We start from the raw sequence: 20,672 nt of genomic DNA, 5'->3' as shown, positions 1-20,672 counted from the left end.
GGCGCAAGCCCCTCAATTCTTCGAGACAGTGCGCTATTGCCGGGCGTTAGTTGTCTCTCGTAAAGAAGGTGATAACAATGAAAATGAAAAAAAGTTTCGTCGCCCTGTGCCTGACCGCGGGTTTACTCGCCGCAGCGCCTGGGGTTAGCTTCGCAGATGTTAACATCGTCCCGCAAAATACCACGGCGGCGCCGGCCATTCCGGCCTCCGCACTCCAGCAACTGAGCTGGACGCCTGTCGATCAAAGCAAAACACAAACAACCGAACTGGCCACCATGGGCCAGCGCCTGAATGTGGCGGGTATCAGTGGCCCGGTGGCCGCATACAGTGTCCCGGCGAACATCGGTGAACTGACGCTCACGCTCAGTAGTGAAGTGAATAAACAAACCAGCGTTTTTGCGCCCAATGTGTTGGTTCTTGACCAGAACATGTCACCTGCCGCGTACTTCCCCAGCAGCTTCTTTACCTATCAGGAGCCGGGAGTGATGAGTGCCGACAGGCTGGAAGGGGTGATGCGCCTGACGCCTGCGCTGGGCCAGCAAAAAATCTATCTGCTGGTCTTCACAACCGAAAACGATCTGCGCCAGACCACCAAACTGATGGACCCGGCCAAATCCTACGCCAAAGGAACGGGTAACGCGGTACCGGATATCCCCGATCCGATAGCCCGTCACGTTACTGAGGGCGTGGTGAAACTGAAAGTGAAAACCAACAGCGGTTCCAGCGTGCTGGTTGGCCCATTGTTTGGTTCATCCGGACCAGGGCCGGTGACGGTGGGCAACACCGCCGCGCCTGCCACCGCTTATAGCGCACCGGCGGCCGCACCTGCTGCGGTGGCTGCCGCGCCGACCTCTGCACCTGCGCCTGCCGCGAAAAGTGAGCCGATGCTGAATGACACTGAAAGCTATTTCAACCAGGCCATTAAACAGGCCGCCGCAAAAGGTGATATCGATAAAGCCCTGAAATTACTGAATGAAGCTGAGCGTCTCGGGTCTACATCCGCCCGGAAAACCTTTATCAGCAGTGTAAAAGGCAAGGGGTAACCGTCTCCCCGCAATGCTGATGTTTGCAACAACTGGTGCGTCGCCTGACGCACCCTTTTTTCTGGCGCAACGACGCTGTTGCATATCTGTTGCGCTTATGAAAACTGAATGAAGTTCCCCGCACGAGGCAGCCTGTTCTGCGATACAATAATGTGACGTTATGTATTGGAGAGTAAGGCATGTCACACCCCGCGCTTACGCAACTGCGTGCGCTACGCTATTTTGACGCACTTCCCGCGCTCGACCCGCAGCAACTGGACTGGCTGTTGCTGGAAGATTCCATGACGAAACGTTTTGAGCAACAGGGTAAACAGGTGTCTGTGACGCTTATCCAGGAAGGGTTTGTGACGTCCGATATGCTTGATGGCGAGCGCCATTTACTGCCTGACGATACGCGGTACTGGCTGCGGGAGATCCTGCTGTGCGCTGACGGCGAACCCTGGCTTGCCGGGCGAACCGTGGTGCCGGAGTCTACGCTGACCGGGCCGGAACTTGCGCTGCAGAAGCTGGGTACTACGCCGCTTGGGCGTTATCTCTTTACATCATCTACGCTGACACGAGATTTTATTGAGGTTGGTCGCTATGACACGCTGTGGGGAAGACGCTCCCGCTTGCGCCTGGGGGGGAAACCTCTCCTGCTGACCGAACTGTTTTTGCCTGCGTCACCGCTGTACTAAGAGGAAAAAAAATGGAGTGGAGTCTCTCGCAGAATAAGCTGCTGGCCTTTCATCGACTCATGCGCACGGACAAGCCCATTGGTGCGTTGCTGCTGCTCTGGCCAACGCTGTGGGCACTGTGGGTTGCAACGCCGGGCGTTCCTCCCCTGTGGATCCTGCTGGTGTTTGTGGCGGGGGTCTGGTTGATGCGTGCGGCAGGCTGTGTGGTAAATGACTATGCAGATCGTAAATTTGACGGGCATGTGAAACGTACGGCTAATCGTCCGCTGCCCAGCGGGGCGGTCACGGAAAACGAAGCGCGCGTACTGTTTGTGGTATTGGTGGTGCTGGCGTTTGCACTGGTGTTGACGCTTAACACCATGACCATTCTGCTCTCCGTTGCGGCGCTTCTGCTTGCCTGGGTTTATCCGTTTATGAAGCGTTATACCCATTTGCCGCAGGTGGTGCTGGGGGCGGCGTTTGGCTGGTCGATTCCGATGGCGTTTGCCGCGGTGAGTGAGTCGGTGCCGCTGAGTTGCTGGGTTATGTTTCTTGCCAATATCTTGTGGGCGGTGGCCTACGATACGCAGTATGCCATGGTGGATCGCGACGATGATCTGAAAATCGGTATCAAGTCGACCGCTATTCTCTTTGGACGCCACGATAAGTTAATCATCGGCATATTGCAGGTGGCGGTGCTGGCGCTGATGGTGGCGATCGGTGCGCTCAATGGCTTAGGCTGGCAATTCTACGGGGCGGTTATTATTGCGGGTGCGCTGTTTGTTTATCAGCAGAAGCTGATTGTGAATCGCGATCGCGACGCCTGTTTTAAGGCGTTTATGAATAATAACTATGTGGGGCTGGTACTGTTTATCGGTCTCGCGGCAAGTTATCTGGCGTAATTCACCTCTTCCCGGATGCGGCGTTGCCTTATCCGGGCCACCTCAAGCGCCAGGCTCAGCGTAGCCCCGATAAGCGAAGCGCATCGGGGACATTACTCCCCGATGCGGCCCTTTATTCACTCAGCCTGGGTTGCGCTCTCAATCGTCAAGCGCACATCAGAGGTAATCAGCTCGGCTAATAGCTGATACACCGCCAGCGTCTGCTCAGGCTCGGCATCTCCGGTATCGCTGATATACCCTTCGTCACGCAGCGTCAGCACCAGGGTACTGAATACCGCCTTATCGAAGAATTCCGGCGCATTGATGCCGTGCAGAACAGACAGACGCTGTGCCAGCGTGCGGCTCTCTTTCTCCAGCGTACTGCGGTTCATTGCCGGATTGGCGCTCAGCAGCCAGAAGGTGATGGCATAGCGTTGCAGCGTTTCGCGCGCACCCGCCGCCAGCAGTTGCAGAGTTCGGGAATGTGCCGGGTTGATATAAAGCTGGCCATCTTTCATGGTGATCAGCCCCTGGCGCAGCAATTCCTGAGCAAGACTTTCCAGCACGCCTGCCAGCTCTTCTTTTTCCCAACGTAAGAAAAGCTCGGCTTTCAGCATCGGGTAAAGCAGCTCAACATGGCGCAGCATCTCGTCCTGAGAGATATGACGATGCTGGGTAATAATGGCCGCCATCAGTGAGGGCAACATCAGCATATGCGCAATGTTGTTGCGGTAGTACGTCATCAGAACCGCCTGCTCGCGCGGCAGAATGATGATATCGCCAATCGTGTCTTTCTCTACTTCGAACTTATTCATCTGCAACGCATGCTCAATAAGCGCGTCCGCACTTACGGTGGGTACCGTTGTGTCGGCGGCATAGGGCACATTGCGCATCAGGTTGAGGTAGCAATTCAACTGTTCGGTGAGCTGTTCACGGGTCAGAGAACGCTGGCGAGAGGCCAGAAGCGCGGTACAGCAGAGGTTCATGGCGTTTGCCGCGCCGGCATTGTTAATGCGTACCATCAAATCGGCAGCAATAGCGTTCACCGTCGGCGTCAGCCAGGCAGGACGCACCGCTTCGATAGGATCGATAGACTCGCGCCATTCCGGCACCCGGTGGTTCAGGTAGTTCATCAGCGGGATAGGCTCGCCGAAGTTCACATAACCCTGACCGAGATTACGCAGCTTACTTAAACCGCGTATCATCTGGGCAAAACCTTCTTTCTCTTTCGTCGCGCCACGCAGCTCTTTGGCGTAAGTCCCCACCTCCATGACATGCTCATAACCAATGTAGATTGGCACCAGCGTGATTGGACGGGTGCCTCCACGCAGCATGGCCTGAATCGTCATAGAAAGCGTGCCGGTCTTCGGATCCAACAGACGGCCCGTACGGGAGCGCCCGCCTTCAACAAAGTATTCCACTGAGTAGCCACGGTTAAACAGTTCACCCAGATACTCGCGGAAAACGGTCGAATAGAGCTTATTACCCTTAAAGGTACGGCGAATAAAGAACGCGCCCAGACGACGGAAAATGGGGCCCGCCGGCCAGAAGTTCAGGTTGATCCCGGCGGCAATATGCGGCGGTACCAGCCCCTGGTGATAGAGCACATAGGAGAGCAGCAAATAGTCCATATGGCTGCGATGGCAGGGCACATAGACAATTTCATGGCCATCATGGGCGAGCTGACGAACACGCTCCGCGTTATGCACATTAATGCCCTGATACAGACGGTTCCAGGTAAAGCCGAGGATACGGTCTGACAGACGGATCATCTCGTAGGAGAAGTTCGCCGCAATCTCTTCCATCAGGGCAATTGCGTTTTGCTGCGCTTTATCATGGGAGATTTTTTTGCTGCGCGCTTCGTCTTCTACGGCGCGAGCGATGGCTTTGGAGGAGAGCAGCTTATTAAACAGGTCCTGACGGGCAGGTAAACGCGGCCCCACGGCGGCCAGGCGCTGACGGGCAAAGTGCATACGCGCTACGCGCGCCAGTTTTTGCGCAATGGTTTTGTCCGTGCCGTGCTCGGTTGCCATACGACGCAGCGAAACCGGCGGGGAGAAACGCACAAAGCTGTCGCGGCCAAGCCACGAGATCGCGAAAAATTTCTGAATACCGTTTAGCATACGCAGCGGCGGGTTGACCTCGCCCTTTTCGCGACCTGGAGAACGACCAAACATCATCGACACAGGCACCATCTGAACATCCAAATCGGGATGGCTGCGGTGCAGATCGAGATAGTCATGGAATAGCTTGATCGACTCTTCTTTCGGCGTGTACCAGGTAAAGACACGCGGCCCGCCGTGAATAAAGATATAACGCGGCAGCTCTGCTCCGTCGATTTCAAGCGGTTCGAGGGGGTCGGGCAAATCGTGTGCCAGACACTGAGCGCGTAAGGTCAGCAAATCTGCCTTCGAGTTATAAGGCAAAACGTACATAATAGGGCGCGACGTATCGAGCCCTAATTCCTGGGCGGGTTCCGCCGGGATAGACTTGCTTTTTACCAGCACGCTTAATGGTAAATTAAGTAATTTGTAGTAAATTCGTGGCCAGCCGGACATAAACGATGTAAAGCCTCTGGTTAATAATGCCATTGCGCGGCAAGAATATCAGAAAGTCCGCAGAATTTCTTTTCTACCTCTATAAGCTTACATAGACATTGACGTTCATTACATAAAAAGGTTGTTTTTGATGGCCAACAATACCACTGGAATTACCCGCATCATTAAAGCGGCAGGCTATTCATGGAAAGGGGTGCGCGCAGCGTGGATTAACGAAGCTGCTTTTCGTCAGGAAGGTGTCGCGGTCGTTATTGCCATCATCATTGCGGCTTTTCTGGATGTAGATGCGATTACGCGCGTTCTGCTGATTGGCTCTGTCGTACTGGTGATGATTGTGGAAATCCTTAATAGTGCGATTGAAGCCGTGGTTGACCGTATTGGGTCTGAATTTCACGAACTCTCGGGTCGTGCGAAAGACATGGGGTCTGCTGCGGTATTGATGGCCATTCTCCTGGCACTGTTTACCTGGGTTTCTCTGCTATGGGGCTATTTTCGATAACGCTTCCAGAAATGCGTTAAGTCCGCGTTTTTTGCTTAATTTTGGTTTCAAAATCGCCTTTAACTGTATATACTCACAGCATAACTGTATATACACCCAGGGGGCGGAATGAAAGCTTTAACGGCCAGGCAGCAAGAGGTGTTCGATCTTATTCGCGATCGAATCAACCAGACAGGTATGCCGCCGACGCGTGCGGAGATCGCGCAACAGTTGGGGTTCCGTTCCCCAAACGCGGCAGAGGAACACTTGAAAGCGCTTGCGCGTAAGGGTGTTATCGAGATTGTATCCGGCGCGTCTCGCGGTATTCGTCTGTTGCTTGAAGAGGAAGAGGATATTGGGCTGCCGCTTATCGGGCGCGTCGCTGCTGGCGAACCTTTACTGGCGCAACAGCACATTGAAGGGCACTATCAGGTCGATCCTTCTCTCTTCAAGCCTAACGCTGATTTTCTGCTGCGCGTAAGCGGTATGTCGATGAAAGATATCGGCATCATGGATGGCGATCTACTGGCGGTGCATAAAACCCAGGATGTTCGCAACGGACAGGTTGTTGTAGCGCGTATTGACGATGAAGTGACGGTCAAGCGGCTGAAAAAGCAGGGCAATACCGTGCAGCTATTGCCTGAAAACAGTGAGTTTTCCCCTATTGTAGTGGACCTGCGCGATCACAACTTCACCATTGAAGGTCTGGCGGTTGGCGTTATCCGCAATGGTGAATGGCTGTAATACCCTTCTGAGCCGTGGCGGCATGCCTGCTGTCACGGTTGCTTGCTTTTACTGACAAAGCTTTAACCTCTTTTTTATCCCTCTGATCTCGCTCGGTTTTGCTCCGCATATCTATTCCGGTAATTTGCTTTCCGATGGTTAAAAATTCCGAATAAAGAATCATGGCCGCTATCCTTAACTACAATAATTATCACGTTCAGGATATTAAGAGCGTAACGAAAGGAATAACGCTGTTCATGACCAATGATGAGGAGACGACGATGAATAAAGACGAAGTCAGCGGCAACTGGAAACAGTTCAAAGGTAAAGCGAAAGAACAGTGGGGTAAATTGACCGACGATGATATGACCATCATCGAAGGTAAACGCGACCAGTTGGTCGGTAAAATTCAGGAACGCTACGGCTACGCCAAAGATCAGGCAGAAAAAGAAGTCGTGGATTGGGAAACGCGGAACGATTACCGCTGGTAGCCTTCACATCCCCCCAATGTGTAAACCCTCAATGGCTACCCTGCCCGAACGGTACATGGATGTACCACCCTCGGTTGCCTCACCTGCTTAAAAGAGAAAAATCGCGACTAGCGCGATTTTTTTTTCAACTGAATCGTGTGGTCATGATGACATTTGCCGGGGTGTCGGCACGCTTCCACTTCCGCGCAATCAGCGCATAATCCATGTGCTTCTATGACATTATGGCGCAGCGCAAAACCGCGTTTTGCCGCCAGCGCATGCATGATGTCTTCCACGCCCTCCGCTTGCTCCTCTTTTACCACACCACAACGGTCACAGATAAACATTGCGGACGTGTGCGTTGGCTGATCGAAAAGATGACAAAGTACGTAGCTGTTAGTGGACTCCACTTTATGCACAAACCCTTGCTCTAAAAGGAAATCCAGCGCGCGATAGACAGTGGGAGGTTTGGCCTGCGGCTCTGCCTCACGCAGAAGATCGAGCAGGTCATAAGCGCTGATTGCCCCCTGCTGCAGACTCATCAGGCGTAACACTTCGAGGCGCTGAGGAGTCAGGCGCACATTGCGTTGCACACACAGTTTTTCGGCCTGCGCGAGCATCTCTTGCGAAGTGGACTTATCCATAGGCGTTCTCTCATGAAATGGCAATATGAGCCCCCACTTTACCATGTTCTGTACTAAACGCCGAGATCACGACCGCGCCTTCACCTTTCGCAATCGCTATGCGTCTTCTATAAATATTGTTGGTCACTTCATATAACAACATCTTCTGTAACGCTTTATTACATTCAGTAGAAATAGGATATTTTTTGGATGTTATTCGCAGCAATAGAGCCTCCCTGTCCATGTCACAACTAACAGGGTCATAAAACTCATTTGATTACGAGACGCATACTGTGAAAAACAATCTTAAACTTTCGGTGGTCGCTATCGCTGTCTCCTTTTTCGTGGCAAAGCAAGCCGGAGCGGCAAATACCTGGGCAGAGGCACGTAATGATGCGATGGGGGGAACAGGTGTTGCCTCCGCAAATTACGGCAGTGGTGCATTCATTAACCCGGCGTTGCTGGCAAAAGCAAAACCGGAAGACAATGTTACGGTCATCTTACCGACCGTGGGTGCGCGGATAACTGATGAGGACAACCTGCGTGATGAAATTGATGATATCAGTAATAAGATCGATTATTACAAGGACATAGTTAATAACCTCACCCTGCGGGAAGTGCTGCTTAACCCTGTTAGTACTGTTGATCAGTTCCAGTCAGCGGCAAAAGATCTGGCGGATTCGCTTGATTATCTGGATGGTAAAACCGCGAGCGCGAATGCCGGGGCCGGTATCGCCGTCACGATTCCTAACGATGTGTTGTCTGTTGCCTTTGTGACCAAAGGTTACGCGCATGCTCGCGTCAATTCGAATATTGATCAGGACGATATCACCTATCTTCGCAATATCCAGAACAGTGATACGGTAGCCACGGGCGTTGCCCTGGGGGCCGTACTCTCACCTAATGGCTCAGGCGAAATCACAAAAAATCTTAACTCCACGGCATCAGGCCGTGCGGCCATCATTACGGATTTTGGTATCGCCATGGCGCACCAGTTTGACGTGGGCGGTGTTCCGCTTTCCGTGGGCGTTACGCCAAAACTGCAAAAGTCGTGGATCTATAACTACACCACCTCGATTTATGATTACGACAAAAACCAATGGAACAACAGTAAGTACCGCAAGGACGACACGGGCTTTAACATTGATGTTGGCCTGGCGGCAGATTTAACAGATAACGTCACCGTCGGTCTGAGTGGACAAAACCTGGTCTCGCGTAACATCGACACCAAAGATGTATTTATCACTAATGGCAGAACCGGTGAGGTTAAAAACTATAAAGATACCTACCAAATCAGCCCATTAGTCACTGCGGGTGCGGCGTGGCATAACGATCTGCTGACGCTAAGCGCTGATGGTGATCTGACGGAAACCAAAGGCTTTAAGAGCGAGAAAAACTCGCAGTTTGTTGGCGTCGGTGCGGAGGTTCGTCCTCTGAGTTGGCTGGCGGTTCGTGCCGGTTATCGCGCTGATGTCAAAGGCGATGAAAGCAACGTCTTCACCGGCGGTGTCGGTTTTGCGCCATTTAACCGCGTGCACGTTGATTTAATGGGGTTAGTGGGTGAGAACAAAACCTGGGGTGCCGGTGCGCAGTTGAGCATGACATTCTGATGCACAACCGGAGGCCTTGCGCCTCCGGTTTTTCTTTGTGCTCAGGCAAAAACCACCTTCATACGTCCCGGGGTACGGCGCGGGCGCCCAACCACAATTTGAACATCGCGCCCTAAGCGTGTCAGACATTCAAGCATTTTTACTTCACTTATGCCGCGAAATTGGCCGCGCAGCATATTTGATAGCCTGGGCTGTGTCATCCCCAATAACTTTGCCGCCTCCACCTGAGTAAGACGACGACTTTTAATGATATTGCCAATGGTGGTAGCAAGCTGCGCTTTAACCTGCATTTCATCCGCATTGTCCAGTCCAATGTCGGCATAAACATTGCCGCTGCTGATATCGATATTCTGGCTCATATTATGCTCCTCTGGCATGGGCTTCTGCTGCCTTAAGACGTTCTCGAATTTTTTCTATATCAGATTTGGGGGTTTGCATACCGGATGACGACTTCTTCTGAAATGCATGTAGCACATAGACCGCCTGTCTGAATTTCAGGGTATAAACCGCGCGATAAGTATCGGTGCAATAGTCTTCGACCACCTCCAGCACACCTGCGCCCCCAAATCCTTTTAACGGTTTTGCCTGGGGATGCTTACCTCCGTCTTGTGCGAGATGCAACGCATAACCAAAAACATCCTGAACATCCTCCGGCAGAGACTGAAGATCTTTTTTGCTGCTCCCCACCCAATACAGTGGCTTCATTCGCGTTATCCTTGCGATTTTTTATATCCATATGGGTATATTTTAGCTAAAGGGATGAGCAAATAACAGTCAGAAAACAGAATGTGTGCCATTATGTGCAGTACAATAATTACACTAATGTCCTCGCTGCCCGACGGCGATTCTCTGTGCTATAGTAGCGCCCCTTTTTTACCTAAAGCCTATTTATTCGCCATGTCGCCAGAAAATCAGTCTGCTGCTTATCCTGCTCACCGTTTCTCCATTGCGCCGATGCTCGATGGGAGTTACACATTATAATAATCAGATAGTTGTGTTATTGCGGTGTACTATTGGTGTACCAAGTCGAGATACTATCTGCAATTCTTTAACTCATCTTTTGCGGCTTGTCGACGCATATCAATGAATTCCGCGAGGTCGGCAACGTGAACCATTCGCGGAGATTTCTGGCTGTCACCAACACGGAAAGTGGGTATCGGTAACTCGCCGCAGCCCGCCTTTTTATCTGCCGTTGCTGGCCGCATACCAAGATATCGCTCCGCAATAACCGACAGCGGTATTGTTGATGTCTCAAATTCAGCCATCAGCAAAAACATAGTATTCATACCCACCTCACACCACACTCAGGCCACGGCAGTGGCACCATGCTTCAAACATCCTCTTAACCACTTCCCGGCAGTAGAAGCCATCAGCATCACGCGTCAGGTCATAGCGGCGTCCATACCGCTGGCGAACCCATGCTTCAAAGGCTTTATGCATCCGTTTGATCCTCGCGCACTGATGTCAGCCAACGTTCGTAGTCACTGCATACTCGATCAATCGCCTGGAGAACACCGAACGCATGCCCACTGGTTGCAGTTGACGCTCTAACGTATGATCTGGCGGCTTGCAGCGTGCTCACAAAATCGAACTGCATAACTGCCGGGAATGCCGGTGCGCGGTGAGCGTAGAGTGGTGCTCCGTCAGGAAGTTCGCCATAGTCAAACCCTTTGGCGAATGATACCCCGCCAATCTCTCCACGATTACGGAAGGCCACCGGCTGATTGCTCATTGCTGTCAGGAGTGCATCGATAATTGCAATCTGTTCGTCGTAGCTCGGGTGGCCGATAAATGCATGCCCCTGTTTACTGGCTTCATACGATGCGCGGATGTGTTTCAGGCGTTCAGGGTGCAGCCCTGGGGTCAGTTCATGTGTCATGGTTTTGTCACCTCACCTTTTCCGTTGCAGTGCTCGCATGGTCTGTATGTGCACGCAGTGCCACAGCTATACAGGTTGTAATTCGGTAATTTCCCGCTCCCGTTGCACCAGAGGCATTTTTGCTTAAACGAGAAGCGAACAATACCAGGTAGTTGTTCTGTCACTCTGATGTCTCCTGTTCAGCAGCAACAATCGCGTCAACGGCATTCATCAAAGAGCCAGCCATTTCGTTGTAATTCTCCCAAAAGTCTTGATTGAAAAACGCATCCATAACGATGGGTGCAAGCTGAGCAATGAGGTGCTGGCGATAAGTCATACCTTTGTCGCCCAGCCCACACCCGGGGCGAGCTGGGACAGGAAATGTTGGGAAATTACCGTTGCTCATCGTGCAGCCTCCTGTAGTGCAACCTTGTATGCCCGAAGCATGCGATTTGACGGGCCAGAGATAACTGTCTTCATCCGGAAAAAGCCGCTGCGCGTGTGGATGACTCCCGACTCCCGGAAAAGCACAGTATCAACCACGCGATTGTGACGCCGGAACTCAAATACGGAGCTGGTGATGGATATCGTGGCCACGGCACCTTTATCCTGGAAATCAATATTCATGCTTTCGGCTCCCGGTCGTTTTCGGGGCGTGGTGCTCGCTGGTTCCAGATAAGCGACGCCGCTTCACGATCATTCGGTGGCAGGTTCAATCCGCAGCACGAGCAGTACAGAGAAACCCATTCAGTATGCTCAGATACGGATGAAATGACCGTTGTAGTCCCGATCTGATCGTTTCCGCAAAGCGGACATGGCAGGAGTTTCATTTTGTCTTTACCTTTGTGAGGGTGATTCCAATGTGTTTCGCATAACGGCGCATGCTGCGATTTAGAGGCATCTGCACATTGCCATCTCCGATCTCGTATTGGGATACGAACAGTTCTGTTTTGCTCTGCTCGGTAACTGGCTCCCGCGTCAGCCGGTGTCCCTGCGCCAGGGTCACACCGCACAATCCCTGACGGGTCTTACTGTTGCGTTTCTTTGCCATCAGATAATCCCCGCCGGTTTGCTGGCCTGCAGTTCTTCGCGTTCTTTTGCAACGCGGTCATAAAAAGCATCCCATTTCGCCAGCCACTTCTGTGCTTCGCGCTTGCTGGCAAGCATGCGGCGCAAACGACGAACGGTGCGCTGGTGAGCCAGGGAGTATTCCTGCGTGACGGCGCCGCGCACCCAAACTTCACCCTCCGGTCTCATCTCTCGTGCATCAGGGTGGCGTTCCGCCAGGCCGGAACGAGCGAAAGCGTGCGATGTCAGAAAGTGCGCCAGATGCCGGATGGCAGTATCGCGGCTAAAGCAGCGCTTCATACGTCCGTGATGTGTAGCAACAAACAGATCGCCGACAGGCGTGTGGTACTTCTGGAGCGCCAGATCAATGGCGCTGGCGTGAATGCGTTTATCAGTCATTTTCTGTCCTTAACCTTTGAGTATTTTTCATGGCTCATCACTTCCCAGTTCTGGCCGCCATCGCGTGACAGCATCCGCCAGCGCCGGTTAACCCGAAGGCTCAGATTTCCTGAGCGATGCATACGGCAGGGATGAACCCGTTTGTTTCTGTACTGGCGTAGAACGAAAACCGCCTGTTCATGCACCCACTCAGGAATGCGTATTGCTGTCAGTGCCACAGGTATCTCCCGTTAATCCGTGCTGGGGGGGGGGGTAACAGTCCATCCGAACTTACGGGCCAGATCGATAAACCCGTCCAGGCTGAGAATCATCTCGTCGTCAGTAAGGCGACGTTCAGAGACCAGGCCGCCTTGCAGGTACACCAGTACGCGACCGGAGAAGTCCGGGGAGACGTGCAGGTCAACTGTCCGCACTGGTAACGGAATCGAAACGCCGTCGCGCACAAACATTTTCTGGTTAGCATGCATTCTGGAGCCTCCGTTTTTTCATCGCTTCTTCGGCCAGGGTTTCAATTAACGCATCCATGAAATACACGGCATCAGGCGTTAATTTGCTTCTGCCCATACAGTCGGCGTAATGCTCAGAAATAATGGATTCCGCTTCGGCGCGCCTGTGCGTGTCGTAAATCATTTCTTCGAAAAGTTTTATTAACGCTTTCGTTAATAATTCCTCGGATAATTCAACCGGAAATAACTCGCCATTATCCAACTTCGCCATCTGAATGTTTCCACCCGTTCTGCGCATAACGGAATCAAGTTTCGCCAGCACTAAATGACGGCGGCGTGTTTCAATCAGGTTGATTTTATCCATTGCGACGTTTCTCCTCAGCGTTAGCCCATGAAGAAATCTGGCTGGCTAATTCGAAACTCAGACCGATAAGAGATTCGGTCTGCCCTGGCTCCATCTCCTTAAACTGAGAAAACATTAAACCCAGCAACTGATATAAGTTTTCAGCAGTGTCGCGGACCGCATCAATTGTGCTGTTGTTATTGACCATAATTAACACCCATAAGCCTTACGCAGATATAACCGGGCGATATGTGCATACGGCTCGCCACAACTTGCAATCAGGCATGCCGACCTGTACGCACCTTTGTCTTTGATGAATGTCATAATTTATCCTCACTCGATTTTGAGTTGCAGGAATCCCCGCCAGTTAAGGCGTTGTTAAATTCAGTTTTCTGATTAATTAAATTTCGCTTCGATGCTTTTCAGTATTTCATGTGTTTTAATAGCGTTATCGCAAATTACCGCCGCCATCAGGCAATCAGGGTCATCACTGTCTTTTCCGGTAAAATATGACTCACTATAAACGTGAATAAGCTCCCTGAGTTTCGCCGCGCTAACCGTTGCGTAAAATACATCATCCGCAATATCAGAACCGATCCCTTCGGGGGGGGGCGATACTGCATTTTTGTTTTTTATCAGCTCATCAATATAACCATAAGTGGTTTCTCGGGTTTTATCGAGAGAGCGAATCAGACAGGCTATTGCAGAATCCGTTTTCTCATCAGTTTCATCAGTGTTTTTATAAATCATCGCAAGCAGCGTATTACCCTCGGAGATCTGAGCGGCAATATCATTGAGCATTTCTTCGGGAGTTTTCATTTCTGATTCTCCAGCGCGTGATCGGCAGCGGCTTCGGCGTATAGTTTTGCCTGTTGAAAAATGCAGTCACCTAAATCAGAACCGTCATCTTTATCGGTAATTGAAATAAGCAGACCCACTTCTATTATTGCTGCGATATTACGAAATGCATCTACTGGTTGCAGGGAAAGACCTTTGAAGGTTTTCATTGCTCCCCCTTTGATGCAATATAGGCAGCAGTTGAGTATTTGCGCGCTAATTCAAGAACCATTAAGCCAATAGCGTTGGTTTGATTGTCATCTGAGGAAAAGCAAACCTCCGTTGCAGAAAGTAAGTCCTGAATATTTTCCAACGCGGCCGTTGCGCTAAGAGGAAGTCCTTGGAAGGTATCAAATGTTGGTAAATTCATCTCATTGGCTCCGTGATGTGCTGATGAGGTAAAGATACTCACTACAATTTCACTTGTAAAATACAATTTTGTTAATAACAACCAAGCTTGATTCAACTTGTTGTTTTTTTTGATTTTATTTTTTTTTGTTATAATAAAAAAGCCCGTGATTACGGGCCTATTTGAGAGGAGAATACTATCTGCGATATCTCAATACTGAATACCAGAATATAAATCCAATAACTTCAACCTCAGATTCACTGGCTTCTTCGTCGTCATAGTCTCGGTTGATGCTGCGAATAAGGAGTTTGCCACCTGGTTTTCGATATAGTTGCTTGATACGTTTAAGATCACCTTGGTTAATTGCGTACAGTTCACCATCAATGATGCGTTTGTTTCCGGTATCTACCGCCACGGTTGCGCCATCAGGTATTATTGGTTCCATACTGTCTCCAGTGGCTGGGAAGCATAGAACCCCAGAACCATCTGTGTTTGCACCCACCCGACGAAGCGTTGCTTTTGAAAACCTCAGCTTAAAGCCGTTGTGATCCTCTCCATGTACGCGCCCGTCACCACAGGCAAACTCAATATCCTTCAAGAATGGCACTTCAACCTCATCATCTGGGAGTGGGGTGTTTTTATCCCACGCATCCACGGTTCCCCATTCAGATTCAGGCGGTAGAGCATCACCACCTTTAATGGGATTACCTTCGCCAGTTAGCAACCATTTGACACTACACCCAAGCGCCTGCGCCAGTTCAGGTAGGTACCTGGGCCTTCGCACCTTCCCATCCTCAAGTTGCTGTACAGCCTGTTGTGAGGTGTGGATTTTTGATGCCAGCTCTGCTTGCGTTAGCTCTCGGTGGATCCGCAGTTTTCTTACTCTGTCGGCAATGCTCATAAATTCCTCGCGCTTTGTTTCCTGATGTTCACAAGAAAAATGGTCTTTGACAAACAAGATATCTTCAAAATACAATACAATTAAACTTGTTTGGAGTCCATATGAATACATTAAGCGAAAGGCTCAAATCCAAGCGCTTAGAGCTTGGGCTTACTCAATCTGAGTTGGCTGGCAACGCTTCAATTAAGCAACAAACCATTCATTTAATCGAGGCTGGAAAAACAACACACCCACGATGTCTTTTCGATTTAGCAAGAGCGCTCAACTGCGATCCTAGCTGGCTTTTGTATGGAAAGCTTGGCGTTACCCGAAAGGCAGGAGCGTGACATGTCACATCAATCAACAGGAGCGGATGTGAACGAGGAAGTGACTATTAGCTATATGGGGGCGCAGTACGGGGAGTGGTTAATTGTCTCCCCGGTGACGTTTGCCGCTGCGAAACAGTTACTGCTGGGACTTGAAGGAAGCGAAATTGAATCGGGCCTTGTTATCGGCGATGTACCCAAAGACCCGACAAAATTCGATGAATTCCTCTTTGCTGTCAGGATACGCGCGATAAACGACAACTCCCTGGTTCTGGAGCACCTGAATCGTTATTTCGGTGTCTCTTTGCCAGACCTCAAAGGTCACTGGCAGTGCGTGTGCGTCGGTAAAAACTGACAGGAATTCGTTGTACTGATTTTCGTCCCTGTAACAAAACAGGGGAGTGACTTCTTGAGACATGCCGAACCTCCTTCGGTCCGTAGGTGTGGGAACGAAAGGATATACCGGAGGCAGGTTCGGCACCAACGGAGGAGGGGTTATGCACCCTGTTGATTTCCTGAAAAAACACATCATCGCGAAGCTGGTGGCAGAGGGATTCAGTGAAGCGGTTGCCAGGGGGGGGGCGACAAGGGCGTTGAGCATTACCGGCGCATGTCGCAACCGAGCAAAAAGGGCGCCGCGTTTGATGACTGCCTCTGTCACGCCCGTCAGTGGGCTGTCGGTCAGACAACAGCAGCGGAGCGTAAGGCGGGCAAGAAAAAACCCGGAAGAGAGGCAACTCAACCGGGTTTGTTTTGACTTCCTACCTTGCGTCTTTTTGAAACTACCTCAGGAGTAATTCCATGAAAAACAATACCAGAACATTCAATTTCAAATCAAGCCCAGGTGTACACCATGAGACCTTCTGATCTGTTACTCGATTTCGGGCGCCCTGTCGCTTACTACCCTGGGCTGGTAAAGGTCATGGGCAGCCCTCATGCGGTTATTTTTTTCAGCCAGATATTTTACTGGCAGGACAAAACTCACGCTGAGGAGGGTGTACACAAGACGCGTGAAGCCATTGAGGCTGAAACCGGCCTGACGTTTGACCAGCAGGCCACAGCCCGCAAACAGCTTGTCTCGCGTGGCATTCTTCTGGAAACGCACAAGCGCCTCGAGCACAAAGTTTACTTTCGCATCGACTGTGATTGTCTTGATGAAATTATCAATGAAAACAACACCGTTCCCCGAAATGGGGAAACCCGTTTTCGGGAAGAGGGAAAATCCGACTTCGGGAAACCGGAAACGCCCTCTCCGCGAACACGGGAAACCCCTCGCCGCGAGTCGGGAAAATCCCATTTCGATCCTACAGAGATTACAACAGAGATTACTTCAGAGAATACAAACACTGGCGCATCGGCTGACGCCTCTGCACCGGCTTGTCCTGCAAAACAGGATTATTCACCTGAGTTTGAAACAGCGTGGCAGGTATACCCAAAACGCGCTGGTGGTAATTCCAAAGCCGCCGCCTTCAAGGCCTGGAAAGCGCGCCTGAAAGACGGAGTTAAACCTGAAACCATGCTGGCAGGCGTGAAGCGATACGCAGCCTATTCCCGTACGACAGGTGGCACCGGGACTCAGTTCGTCAAGCAGGCCGCGACGTTCTTCGGCCCTGACCGACACTTTGACGAACCCTGGCAGGCACCATCCGCTCCCGGAGGTGGGCGACGAAACGTACTCCCGGTATCGGGTTTTAGTGAGCAGGATTATGGCGAGTCGGACTGCAACTGGTGATAACGGAGTGATTAACATGTTGGATCTTAATCAGCGCTCAGAGCGCGAGGCGCTGAAAGCGCAGCAGGAAAACCTCAACGAAGAACTGTCATTTGCTGTTGAGCATAAAAAACCCTGGCAGTTTGGTCACTGGCACAGTGGCGAAATCAGGACCATTGAATGCACTGCGAATGCCGGACATGGCGATTTCGGGCAGTTCACGCTGATCGGCAAAGACCTTCGGGGCAACGAAAACTTCAAGGTCTCACGCTGCCCCGCCTGTATTCGCGATGAGATCGCTCAGGTCGACGAGAAGCTGCGTTCGCTGCGCGTGTCTGACCTGCTGAGCGAAGCCGGGATTGCCCGCCGCTTTGAACATTGCGAATTCGCCACTTATCAGCCCGTAACCCCGGGCGCAGCCAAAAACCTTTCAGCCTGTCAGCGTTATGCCGAAAGCTGGCCAGACCGCCTTGCTGCAGGAACCGGACTGGTGATGCTGGGAAAATGCGGGACAGGCAAAAACCACCTCGCCGTTTCTCTGGCGAAAACCATCATTCGTAACCATCTTGCGCGGGTGGAAATCACCGACGTTATGCGCCTGACCCGTGCCGTAAAAAACACCTGGCGCAATAATTCCGACCACACCGAGGATGACGTACTGGACCACTTCATTTCGCTGGATCTGCTGATTATCGACGAGGTGGGTGTGCAGTTCGGTAGCCTGGCCGAATCAGCCATCCTGCAGGAGGTTATCAATGCCCGCTACGAGAGTATTTTGCCTACCATCCTGGTCAGTAACCTGACATTTGACCAACTGAAAGATGCGATTGGTGAGCGCATCGTCGATCGCGTCACTGACGGCGGGCGAAACCGCCAGGTGTTTAACTGGGAAAGCTATCGCAGCAATGGAGTGACCGAATGACGCCTGTGTGGAAAAACACCGATCTGGAAGGGGCGGTGATTGGTGCAATACTCCTGCGTGGTGCGGATCCCGAAGTGATGGATGTGATATCCCGACTGCCGGCAACCGCGTTTTCTGTCAGCCAGTACCGGGATATTTACGCCGGGGTATGCCGACAGGCAAGAGGCACTGGCGTTATCGACCCGATACTGCTGTGCGGTCAGATGCCCGGGTATGAGGCCATTATCAGTGCCACGGCACCCATCGCCTGGGCAAAATCCTCGCTACCCTCGTATGTCGCAACACTGATGCGCAATGCTGCTGTCCGGGACGCGTATCAGGTTATCGAAACCGCGATGGATAGTATCCGCAATGCTGCTACCGGTGAGGCTGCTGTTGCTGCACTGGAGCAGGCACAAAGCGCTATGGCCTGCATCGGTATCGATGACGGACTGGTGCAGCCTGTTGCGATTGATGAGTTACTCCCGGGCGTCGTTGAGAAGGTGGAAGCCAGAATGCAGGGGCGCGACGCGGGTCACCTGCTGCTTACCGGCATTACTGAGATGGACGAGAAAACGGGAGGTATTGAACCTGGTGATCTGGTGTTTATTGCCGCACGCCCGTCAATGGGCAAGACAGAACTGGCGCTGGATATTATCGATAAAGTGTCAGAGCGGGGGCAGGGTGTACTGTTCTTCTCGCTGGAGATGTCCAGTATTCAGATAACCGAGCGCATGGTTTCCGCCGCGGGCGGAATGCCTGTATCGCGCCTCAAGGCCGCCGATAAATTTGAAGACGAGGACTGGGCAAGACTGTCGACGGGCGTCGGGCGACTGACGGGGCGCAAGGTCTGGATGGTTGACGCCACAAACCTGACGCTTGATCAGATTAGCCAGACGGCCACCCGGTGGAAGATTGCACACCCGGAAATGGCACTGGTGGTCATTGATTATCTGGCGCTTATCAGGATACAGAGTGCCGCACGATATGACCTGGCTGTTGGTGAGGTGTCGAAGGGGCTAAAGAGGCTGGCAAAGGCAAATCAGATACCCGTCATCGCCCTGAGTCAACTTTCCCGCGGCGTTGAATCACGCCCCAATAAGCGCCCAATGAACTCTGATTTAAAAAACTCCGGGGAAATCGAAGCGGATGCGGACATCATCATGATGCTCTACCGCGATGAAGTCTATAACCCGGAGTCAATGGCGAAAGGTATCGCCGAAATCAATGTCACAAAACAACGCAACGGTGCGCTCGGCACGGTATATCGCCGTTTCTTTAACGGACACTTCCTGCCAGTCGACCAGGATGAGGCCCGCCGCCGGTGCACACCACAACAAAAAACACAGCCTAAACGTTATAGCGGTCAGAAGTGGGAGAATGCGCAATGAAGATGGAATCAGGTCTCAAACATTTCAGCCCTCAGGGAATGCTCATCAATGATGATACGAAGAGCACCTCACCCGACCGACTTAACGGCACTGATATCATGTATGCGTTTGGAGCCACCAGCAGCCGCGCACGGTTCGGCCTGGCAGCATTCCTCGGAAAAGCTGGGGTCAGCAGGTCTGATGAGCAACTGGCGGTTCAGGCGCTGGCACGATACGCAATGGAGGCTGCGCCGAAGAACGTTCGCAAAGCTGCTGGTGGGCAATTCGGAAACTGTATGATGCTGCTCGCGCAATTCGCTTTCGCAGAATACTCACGCTCGGCGGCCAGCACAGCAACCTGCCTCCGTTGCAACGGCACAGGGAAAACCACCGCGACGCAGGTCACGCGTAAAGTATCCTACCCATGGGGGAAAGCGCCTTACTGGGCCAGTCGCTCCCGCGCTGTTCATCCGTCAGACTGGGAGCAATGGACAGAGGTAACGGAGATTGTCCCGGCCAAATGTGAAGCTTGCGACGGCAAGGGCCAGTTAAGCGCACGCTGCCGCTGTGGCGGAAAAGGCGAGGTGCTCGACCGCAAGGCGACAAAAGAAAAGGGGGCGCCGGTATTCAAGGTCTGTGAGCGTTGTAGTGGTAATGGTTTTACGGTCACGCCGTCCACAGTGGCTCACAAAGCAATCCTCAAATTCGTGCCTGACCTCCATGTCAGAACGTGGACAAGGAACTGGAAGCCATTCTATGAAGCGCTGGTGGATGTGTGCAACGCGGGCGAGAACAATGCAGCGCGAGAATTTGAACGTGTCACACGATAGCGAGCATATTTAGCATTTTCGAAACGTAGGGCTTGATTTTGTCCGAAGTTGTCTAGTATGCTTCTAATTATGGGTTCGTGCGTCTGAAACGAATAACCACCAAATTTAAGGCTCGCTTCGGCGGGCCTTTTTTCGTATTCAGGCCTCACTGACGGCGGCTCATTACCCAACCGTCAGGCGCTTGCGCAGAGGCCGCCTTCTTTGGTCGCTGGACCGTTCCCTCTACTGGTCTGGTTGTGATTGCTCCGGCGGCCGAAGCCATCCCGCGTCTGTGCCGACGCAAACATCAAACCGCAGAGCCTTTACAGAGGT

Annotated in this window: 34 protein-coding genes; 14 read left to right on the top strand and 20 right to left on the bottom strand. The window is 51.9% G+C overall.

Annotated elements, in window-relative coordinates:
• Window positions 1–77 precede the first annotated feature (77 nt).
• From malM to ubiA, 3 genes are all read left to right on the top strand, one after another.
• Complete coding sequence (gene malM / locus MRY16398_RS27100; protein ID WP_125125538.1) at window positions 78–1,043, top strand: maltose operon protein MalM; 966 nt, start codon at window positions 78–80, stop codon at window positions 1,041–1,043.
• 179 nt (window positions 1,044–1,222) lie between these two features.
• Window positions 1,223–1,720 (top strand): chorismate lyase, encoded by a 498-nt coding sequence (gene ubiC / locus MRY16398_RS27095; protein WP_039077918.1) that lies wholly within the window; start codon window positions 1,223–1,225, stop codon window positions 1,718–1,720.
• 11 nt (window positions 1,721–1,731) lie between these two features.
• On the top strand, window positions 1,732–2,601 hold the full coding sequence (gene ubiA / locus MRY16398_RS27090) for a 4-hydroxybenzoate octaprenyltransferase (protein WP_071194361.1): 870 nt from the start codon (window positions 1,732–1,734) through the stop codon (window positions 2,599–2,601).
• A gap of 116 nt (window positions 2,602–2,717) precedes the next feature.
• Here ubiA and plsB read toward each other — a convergent pair whose 3' ends face one another.
• Entirely contained in the window at window positions 2,718–5,138 is a 2,421-nt protein-coding gene (gene plsB / locus MRY16398_RS27085; protein WP_039077916.1) for a glycerol-3-phosphate 1-O-acyltransferase PlsB, read from the bottom strand.
• A gap of 130 nt (window positions 5,139–5,268) precedes the next feature.
• Here plsB and MRY16398_RS27080 point away from each other — a divergent pair, with 130 nt between their 5' ends.
• Window positions 5,269–5,637, top strand: a complete 369-nt coding sequence (locus MRY16398_RS27080; protein ID WP_079497650.1) for a diacylglycerol kinase — start codon at window positions 5,269–5,271, stop codon at window positions 5,635–5,637.
• Between the two features lie 108 nt (window positions 5,638–5,745).
• Window positions 5,746–6,360, top strand: coding sequence for a transcriptional repressor LexA (lexA, locus tag MRY16398_RS27075; protein ID WP_039077914.1), 615 nt, complete (start codon window positions 5,746–5,748; stop codon window positions 6,358–6,360).
• Here the strand turns inward: lexA and MRY16398_RS27070 are convergent.
• On the bottom strand, window positions 6,335–6,523 hold the full coding sequence (locus tag MRY16398_RS27070) for a hypothetical protein (RefSeq protein WP_071194358.1): 189 nt from the start codon (window positions 6,521–6,523) through the stop codon (window positions 6,335–6,337). The genes lexA and MRY16398_RS27070 overlap by 26 nt on opposite strands.
• A 97-nt stretch (window positions 6,524–6,620) precedes the next feature.
• On the opposite strand from MRY16398_RS27070, the gene MRY16398_RS27065 reads away from it, so the two are divergent.
• Complete coding sequence (locus MRY16398_RS27065; protein ID WP_039077936.1) at window positions 6,621–6,830, top strand: CsbD family protein; 210 nt, start codon at window positions 6,621–6,623, stop codon at window positions 6,828–6,830.
• A 107-nt stretch (window positions 6,831–6,937) separates the two neighbouring features.
• On the opposite strand, the gene zur is transcribed toward MRY16398_RS27065, so the two are convergent.
• On the bottom strand, window positions 6,938–7,453 hold the full coding sequence (gene zur, locus MRY16398_RS27060; protein ID WP_039077912.1) for a zinc uptake transcriptional repressor Zur: 516 nt from the start codon (window positions 7,451–7,453) through the stop codon (window positions 6,938–6,940).
• 272 nt (window positions 7,454–7,725) lie between these two features.
• Here zur and MRY16398_RS27055 point away from each other — a divergent pair, with 272 nt between their 5' ends.
• On the top strand, window positions 7,726–9,042 hold the full coding sequence (locus tag MRY16398_RS27055; RefSeq protein WP_039077910.1) for a conjugal transfer protein TraF: 1,317 nt from the start codon (window positions 7,726–7,728) through the stop codon (window positions 9,040–9,042).
• Between the two features lie 41 nt (window positions 9,043–9,083).
• Here MRY16398_RS27055 and MRY16398_RS27050 read toward each other — a convergent pair whose 3' ends face one another.
• The 17 genes from MRY16398_RS27050 to MRY16398_RS26975 all read right to left on the bottom strand — a co-directional run bounded on the left by MRY16398_RS27050 (window position 9,084) and on the right by MRY16398_RS26975 (window position 15,243).
• A complete protein-coding gene (locus MRY16398_RS27050; RefSeq protein ID WP_071194355.1) occupies window positions 9,084–9,401 on the bottom strand; it encodes a helix-turn-helix domain-containing protein in 318 nt (105 codons plus the stop codon).
• A 1-nt stretch (window position 9,402) separates the two neighbouring features.
• Window positions 9,403–9,747, bottom strand: coding sequence for a type II toxin-antitoxin system RelE/ParE family toxin (locus tag MRY16398_RS27045; protein ID WP_039077908.1), 345 nt, complete (start codon window positions 9,745–9,747; stop codon window positions 9,403–9,405).
• 329 nt (window positions 9,748–10,076) lie between these two features.
• On the bottom strand, window positions 10,077–10,328 hold the full coding sequence (locus tag MRY16398_RS27040; RefSeq protein ID WP_125125537.1) for a pyocin activator PrtN family protein: 252 nt from the start codon (window positions 10,326–10,328) through the stop codon (window positions 10,077–10,079).
• 7 nt (window positions 10,329–10,335) lie between these two features.
• Entirely contained in the window at window positions 10,336–10,482 is a 147-nt protein-coding gene (locus MRY16398_RS30760; RefSeq protein ID WP_172600693.1) for a hypothetical protein, read from the bottom strand.
• Window positions 10,475–10,921 carry a hypothetical protein gene (locus MRY16398_RS27035; protein ID WP_125125536.1) on the bottom strand — a complete coding sequence of 149 codons (447 nt, stop codon included), beginning with the start codon at window positions 10,919–10,921 and terminating at the stop codon, window positions 10,475–10,477. Before MRY16398_RS27035 ends, MRY16398_RS30760 begins: the two co-directional genes overlap by 8 nt.
• Before the next feature lie 160 nt (window positions 10,922–11,081).
• Complete coding sequence (locus MRY16398_RS27030) at window positions 11,082–11,306, bottom strand: hypothetical protein (protein ID WP_125125535.1); 225 nt, start codon at window positions 11,304–11,306, stop codon at window positions 11,082–11,084.
• The gene (locus tag MRY16398_RS27025) at window positions 11,303–11,527 is read right to left on the bottom strand and encodes a hypothetical protein (protein WP_125124565.1); all 225 of its coding nucleotides are present in this window, start codon (window positions 11,525–11,527) and stop codon (window positions 11,303–11,305) included. The genes MRY16398_RS27030 and MRY16398_RS27025 overlap by 4 nt, the downstream gene beginning before the upstream one ends.
• A gap of 199 nt (window positions 11,528–11,726) precedes the next feature.
• Window positions 11,727–11,951 (bottom strand): hypothetical protein, encoded by a 225-nt coding sequence (locus MRY16398_RS27020; RefSeq protein ID WP_125125534.1) that lies wholly within the window; start codon window positions 11,949–11,951, stop codon window positions 11,727–11,729.
• On the bottom strand, window positions 11,951–12,367 hold the full coding sequence (locus tag MRY16398_RS27015) for a hypothetical protein (RefSeq protein WP_125125533.1): 417 nt from the start codon (window positions 12,365–12,367) through the stop codon (window positions 11,951–11,953). Before MRY16398_RS27015 ends, MRY16398_RS27020 begins: the two co-directional genes overlap by 1 nt.
• A complete protein-coding gene (locus tag MRY16398_RS31485) occupies window positions 12,364–12,552 on the bottom strand; it encodes a ParE family toxin-like protein (RefSeq protein WP_458575212.1) in 189 nt (62 codons plus the stop codon). Before MRY16398_RS31485 ends, MRY16398_RS27015 begins: the two co-directional genes overlap by 4 nt.
• A gap of 45 nt (window positions 12,553–12,597) precedes the next feature.
• Window positions 12,598–12,834 (bottom strand): hypothetical protein, encoded by a 237-nt coding sequence (locus MRY16398_RS27005; protein WP_232034368.1) that lies wholly within the window; start codon window positions 12,832–12,834, stop codon window positions 12,598–12,600.
• On the bottom strand, window positions 12,824–13,177 hold the full coding sequence (locus MRY16398_RS27000) for a hypothetical protein (RefSeq protein ID WP_125125531.1): 354 nt from the start codon (window positions 13,175–13,177) through the stop codon (window positions 12,824–12,826). Before MRY16398_RS27000 ends, MRY16398_RS27005 begins: the two co-directional genes overlap by 11 nt.
• Entirely contained in the window at window positions 13,170–13,364 is a 195-nt protein-coding gene (locus MRY16398_RS26995; protein WP_125125530.1) for a hypothetical protein, read from the bottom strand. The genes MRY16398_RS27000 and MRY16398_RS26995 overlap by 8 nt, the downstream gene beginning before the upstream one ends.
• 188 nt (window positions 13,365–13,552) lie before the next feature.
• Entirely contained in the window at window positions 13,553–13,975 is a 423-nt protein-coding gene (locus tag MRY16398_RS26990) for a hypothetical protein (protein WP_125125529.1), read from the bottom strand.
• The gene (locus MRY16398_RS26985; protein ID WP_125125528.1) at window positions 13,972–14,163 is read right to left on the bottom strand and encodes a hypothetical protein; all 192 of its coding nucleotides are present in this window, start codon (window positions 14,161–14,163) and stop codon (window positions 13,972–13,974) included. Before MRY16398_RS26985 ends, MRY16398_RS26990 begins: the two co-directional genes overlap by 4 nt.
• The gene (locus MRY16398_RS26980) at window positions 14,160–14,363 is read right to left on the bottom strand and encodes a hypothetical protein (protein ID WP_125125527.1); all 204 of its coding nucleotides are present in this window, start codon (window positions 14,361–14,363) and stop codon (window positions 14,160–14,162) included. Before MRY16398_RS26980 ends, MRY16398_RS26985 begins: the two co-directional genes overlap by 4 nt.
• Window positions 14,364–14,538: 175 nt before the next feature.
• Window positions 14,539–15,243: an XRE family transcriptional regulator gene (locus MRY16398_RS26975; protein WP_125125735.1), complete on the bottom strand. Its 705-nt coding sequence runs from the start codon at window positions 15,241–15,243 to the stop codon at window positions 14,539–14,541.
• 101 nt (window positions 15,244–15,344) lie between these two features.
• On the opposite strand from MRY16398_RS26975, the gene MRY16398_RS26970 reads away from it, so the two are divergent.
• The 7 genes from MRY16398_RS26970 (at window position 15,345) to MRY16398_RS26945 (ending at window position 20,360) form a co-directional block, all read left to right on the top strand.
• On the top strand, window positions 15,345–15,569 hold the full coding sequence (locus MRY16398_RS26970; RefSeq protein ID WP_125125526.1) for a helix-turn-helix domain-containing protein: 225 nt from the start codon (window positions 15,345–15,347) through the stop codon (window positions 15,567–15,569).
• A 1-nt stretch (window position 15,570) separates the two neighbouring features.
• Entirely contained in the window at window positions 15,571–15,903 is a 333-nt protein-coding gene (locus MRY16398_RS26965) for a hypothetical protein (RefSeq protein ID WP_125125525.1), read from the top strand.
• A 142-nt stretch (window positions 15,904–16,045) separates the two neighbouring features.
• Window positions 16,046–16,345, top strand: a complete 300-nt coding sequence (locus tag MRY16398_RS30755; protein ID WP_172600692.1) for a hypothetical protein — start codon at window positions 16,046–16,048, stop codon at window positions 16,343–16,345.
• Between the two features lie 56 nt (window positions 16,346–16,401).
• A complete protein-coding gene (locus MRY16398_RS26960; RefSeq protein ID WP_125125524.1) occupies window positions 16,402–17,280 on the top strand; it encodes a DNA-binding protein in 879 nt (292 codons plus the stop codon).
• Between the two features lie 16 nt (window positions 17,281–17,296).
• Window positions 17,297–18,181 carry an ATP-binding protein gene (locus tag MRY16398_RS26955; RefSeq protein ID WP_125125523.1) on the top strand — a complete coding sequence of 295 codons (885 nt, stop codon included), beginning with the start codon at window positions 17,297–17,299 and terminating at the stop codon, window positions 18,179–18,181.
• Window positions 18,178–19,551 (top strand): replicative DNA helicase, encoded by a 1,374-nt coding sequence (locus tag MRY16398_RS26950; protein WP_125125522.1) that lies wholly within the window; start codon window positions 18,178–18,180, stop codon window positions 19,549–19,551. The genes MRY16398_RS26955 and MRY16398_RS26950 overlap by 4 nt, the downstream gene beginning before the upstream one ends.
• The gene (locus MRY16398_RS26945) at window positions 19,548–20,360 is read left to right on the top strand and encodes an antitermination protein (RefSeq protein WP_103278841.1); all 813 of its coding nucleotides are present in this window, start codon (window positions 19,548–19,550) and stop codon (window positions 20,358–20,360) included. Before MRY16398_RS26950 ends, MRY16398_RS26945 begins: the two co-directional genes overlap by 4 nt.
• Window positions 20,361–20,672: the final 312 nt, after the last annotated feature.

This window comes from Phytobacter sp. MRY16-398 (assembly GCF_003925915.1).
GTDB lineage: Bacteria > Pseudomonadota > Gammaproteobacteria > Enterobacterales > Enterobacteriaceae > Phytobacter > Phytobacter diazotrophicus.
Note: the sequence above shows the minus strand (reverse complement) of the source record. Positions and strands in the feature narration are given on the sequence as shown.

Bases quoted from the DNA above. Each gene is read 5' to 3' on its own strand.
- lexA (WP_039077914.1), top strand. From the start codon at position 5,746: ATGAAAGCTTTAACGGCCAGGCAGCAAGAGGTGTTCGATCTTATTCGC.
- MRY16398_RS26975 (WP_125125735.1), bottom strand. From the start codon at position 15,243: ATGAGCATTGCCGACAGAGTAAGAAAACTGCGGATCCACCGAGAGCTA.
- MRY16398_RS26960 (WP_125125524.1), top strand. From the start codon at position 16,402: ATGAGACCTTCTGATCTGTTACTCGATTTCGGGCGCCCTGTCGCTTAC.
- MRY16398_RS27015 (WP_125125533.1), bottom strand. From the start codon at position 12,367: ATGACTGATAAACGCATTCACGCCAGCGCCATTGATCTGGCGCTCCAG.
- MRY16398_RS27040 (WP_125125537.1), bottom strand. From the start codon at position 10,328: ATGAATACTATGTTTTTGCTGATGGCTGAATTTGAGACATCAACAATA.
- MRY16398_RS30755 (WP_172600692.1), top strand. From the start codon at position 16,046: ATGCACCCTGTTGATTTCCTGAAAAAACACATCATCGCGAAGCTGGTG.
- MRY16398_RS27030 (WP_125125535.1), bottom strand. From the start codon at position 11,306: ATGAGCAACGGTAATTTCCCAACATTTCCTGTCCCAGCTCGCCCCGGG.
- MRY16398_RS26980 (WP_125125527.1), bottom strand. From the start codon at position 14,363: ATGAATTTACCAACATTTGATACCTTCCAAGGACTTCCTCTTAGCGCA.
- ubiC (WP_039077918.1), top strand. From the start codon at position 1,223: ATGTCACACCCCGCGCTTACGCAACTGCGTGCGCTACGCTATTTTGAC.
- MRY16398_RS27035 (WP_125125536.1), bottom strand. From the start codon at position 10,921: ATGACACATGAACTGACCCCAGGGCTGCACCCTGAACGCCTGAAACAC.
- MRY16398_RS27005 (WP_232034368.1), bottom strand. From the start codon at position 12,834: ATGCATGCTAACCAGAAAATGTTTGTGCGCGACGGCGTTTCGATTCCG.
- MRY16398_RS27065 (WP_039077936.1), top strand. From the start codon at position 6,621: ATGAATAAAGACGAAGTCAGCGGCAACTGGAAACAGTTCAAAGGTAAA.
- MRY16398_RS26965 (WP_125125525.1), top strand. From the start codon at position 15,571: ATGTCACATCAATCAACAGGAGCGGATGTGAACGAGGAAGTGACTATT.
- MRY16398_RS27020 (WP_125125534.1), bottom strand. From the start codon at position 11,951: ATGGCAAAGAAACGCAACAGTAAGACCCGTCAGGGATTGTGCGGTGTG.
- zur (WP_039077912.1), bottom strand. From the start codon at position 7,453: ATGGATAAGTCCACTTCGCAAGAGATGCTCGCGCAGGCCGAAAAACTG.
- malM (WP_125125538.1), top strand. From the start codon at position 78: ATGAAAATGAAAAAAAGTTTCGTCGCCCTGTGCCTGACCGCGGGTTTA.
- MRY16398_RS27045 (WP_039077908.1), bottom strand. From the start codon at position 9,747: ATGAAGCCACTGTATTGGGTGGGGAGCAGCAAAAAAGATCTTCAGTCT.
- MRY16398_RS27080 (WP_079497650.1), top strand. From the start codon at position 5,269: ATGGCCAACAATACCACTGGAATTACCCGCATCATTAAAGCGGCAGGC.
- MRY16398_RS30760 (WP_172600693.1), bottom strand. From the start codon at position 10,482: ATGCATAAAGCCTTTGAAGCATGGGTTCGCCAGCGGTATGGACGCCGC.
- MRY16398_RS26990 (WP_125125529.1), bottom strand. From the start codon at position 13,975: ATGAAAACTCCCGAAGAAATGCTCAATGATATTGCCGCTCAGATCTCC.
- MRY16398_RS26985 (WP_125125528.1), bottom strand. From the start codon at position 14,163: ATGAAAACCTTCAAAGGTCTTTCCCTGCAACCAGTAGATGCATTTCGT.
- MRY16398_RS27070 (WP_071194358.1), bottom strand. From the start codon at position 6,523: ATGATTCTTTATTCGGAATTTTTAACCATCGGAAAGCAAATTACCGGA.
- MRY16398_RS27000 (WP_125125531.1), bottom strand. From the start codon at position 13,177: ATGGATAAAATCAACCTGATTGAAACACGCCGCCGTCATTTAGTGCTG.
- MRY16398_RS27025 (WP_125124565.1), bottom strand. From the start codon at position 11,527: ATGAATATTGATTTCCAGGATAAAGGTGCCGTGGCCACGATATCCATC.
- MRY16398_RS26955 (WP_125125523.1), top strand. From the start codon at position 17,297: ATGTTGGATCTTAATCAGCGCTCAGAGCGCGAGGCGCTGAAAGCGCAG.
- MRY16398_RS26970 (WP_125125526.1), top strand. From the start codon at position 15,345: ATGAATACATTAAGCGAAAGGCTCAAATCCAAGCGCTTAGAGCTTGGG.
- plsB (WP_039077916.1), bottom strand. From the start codon at position 5,138: ATGTCCGGCTGGCCACGAATTTACTACAAATTACTTAATTTACCATTA.
- MRY16398_RS26945 (WP_103278841.1), top strand. From the start codon at position 19,548: ATGAAGATGGAATCAGGTCTCAAACATTTCAGCCCTCAGGGAATGCTC.
- MRY16398_RS26995 (WP_125125530.1), bottom strand. From the start codon at position 13,364: ATGGTCAATAACAACAGCACAATTGATGCGGTCCGCGACACTGCTGAA.
- MRY16398_RS27050 (WP_071194355.1), bottom strand. From the start codon at position 9,401: ATGAGCCAGAATATCGATATCAGCAGCGGCAATGTTTATGCCGACATT.
- ubiA (WP_071194361.1), top strand. From the start codon at position 1,732: ATGGAGTGGAGTCTCTCGCAGAATAAGCTGCTGGCCTTTCATCGACTC.
- MRY16398_RS26950 (WP_125125522.1), top strand. From the start codon at position 18,178: ATGACGCCTGTGTGGAAAAACACCGATCTGGAAGGGGCGGTGATTGGT.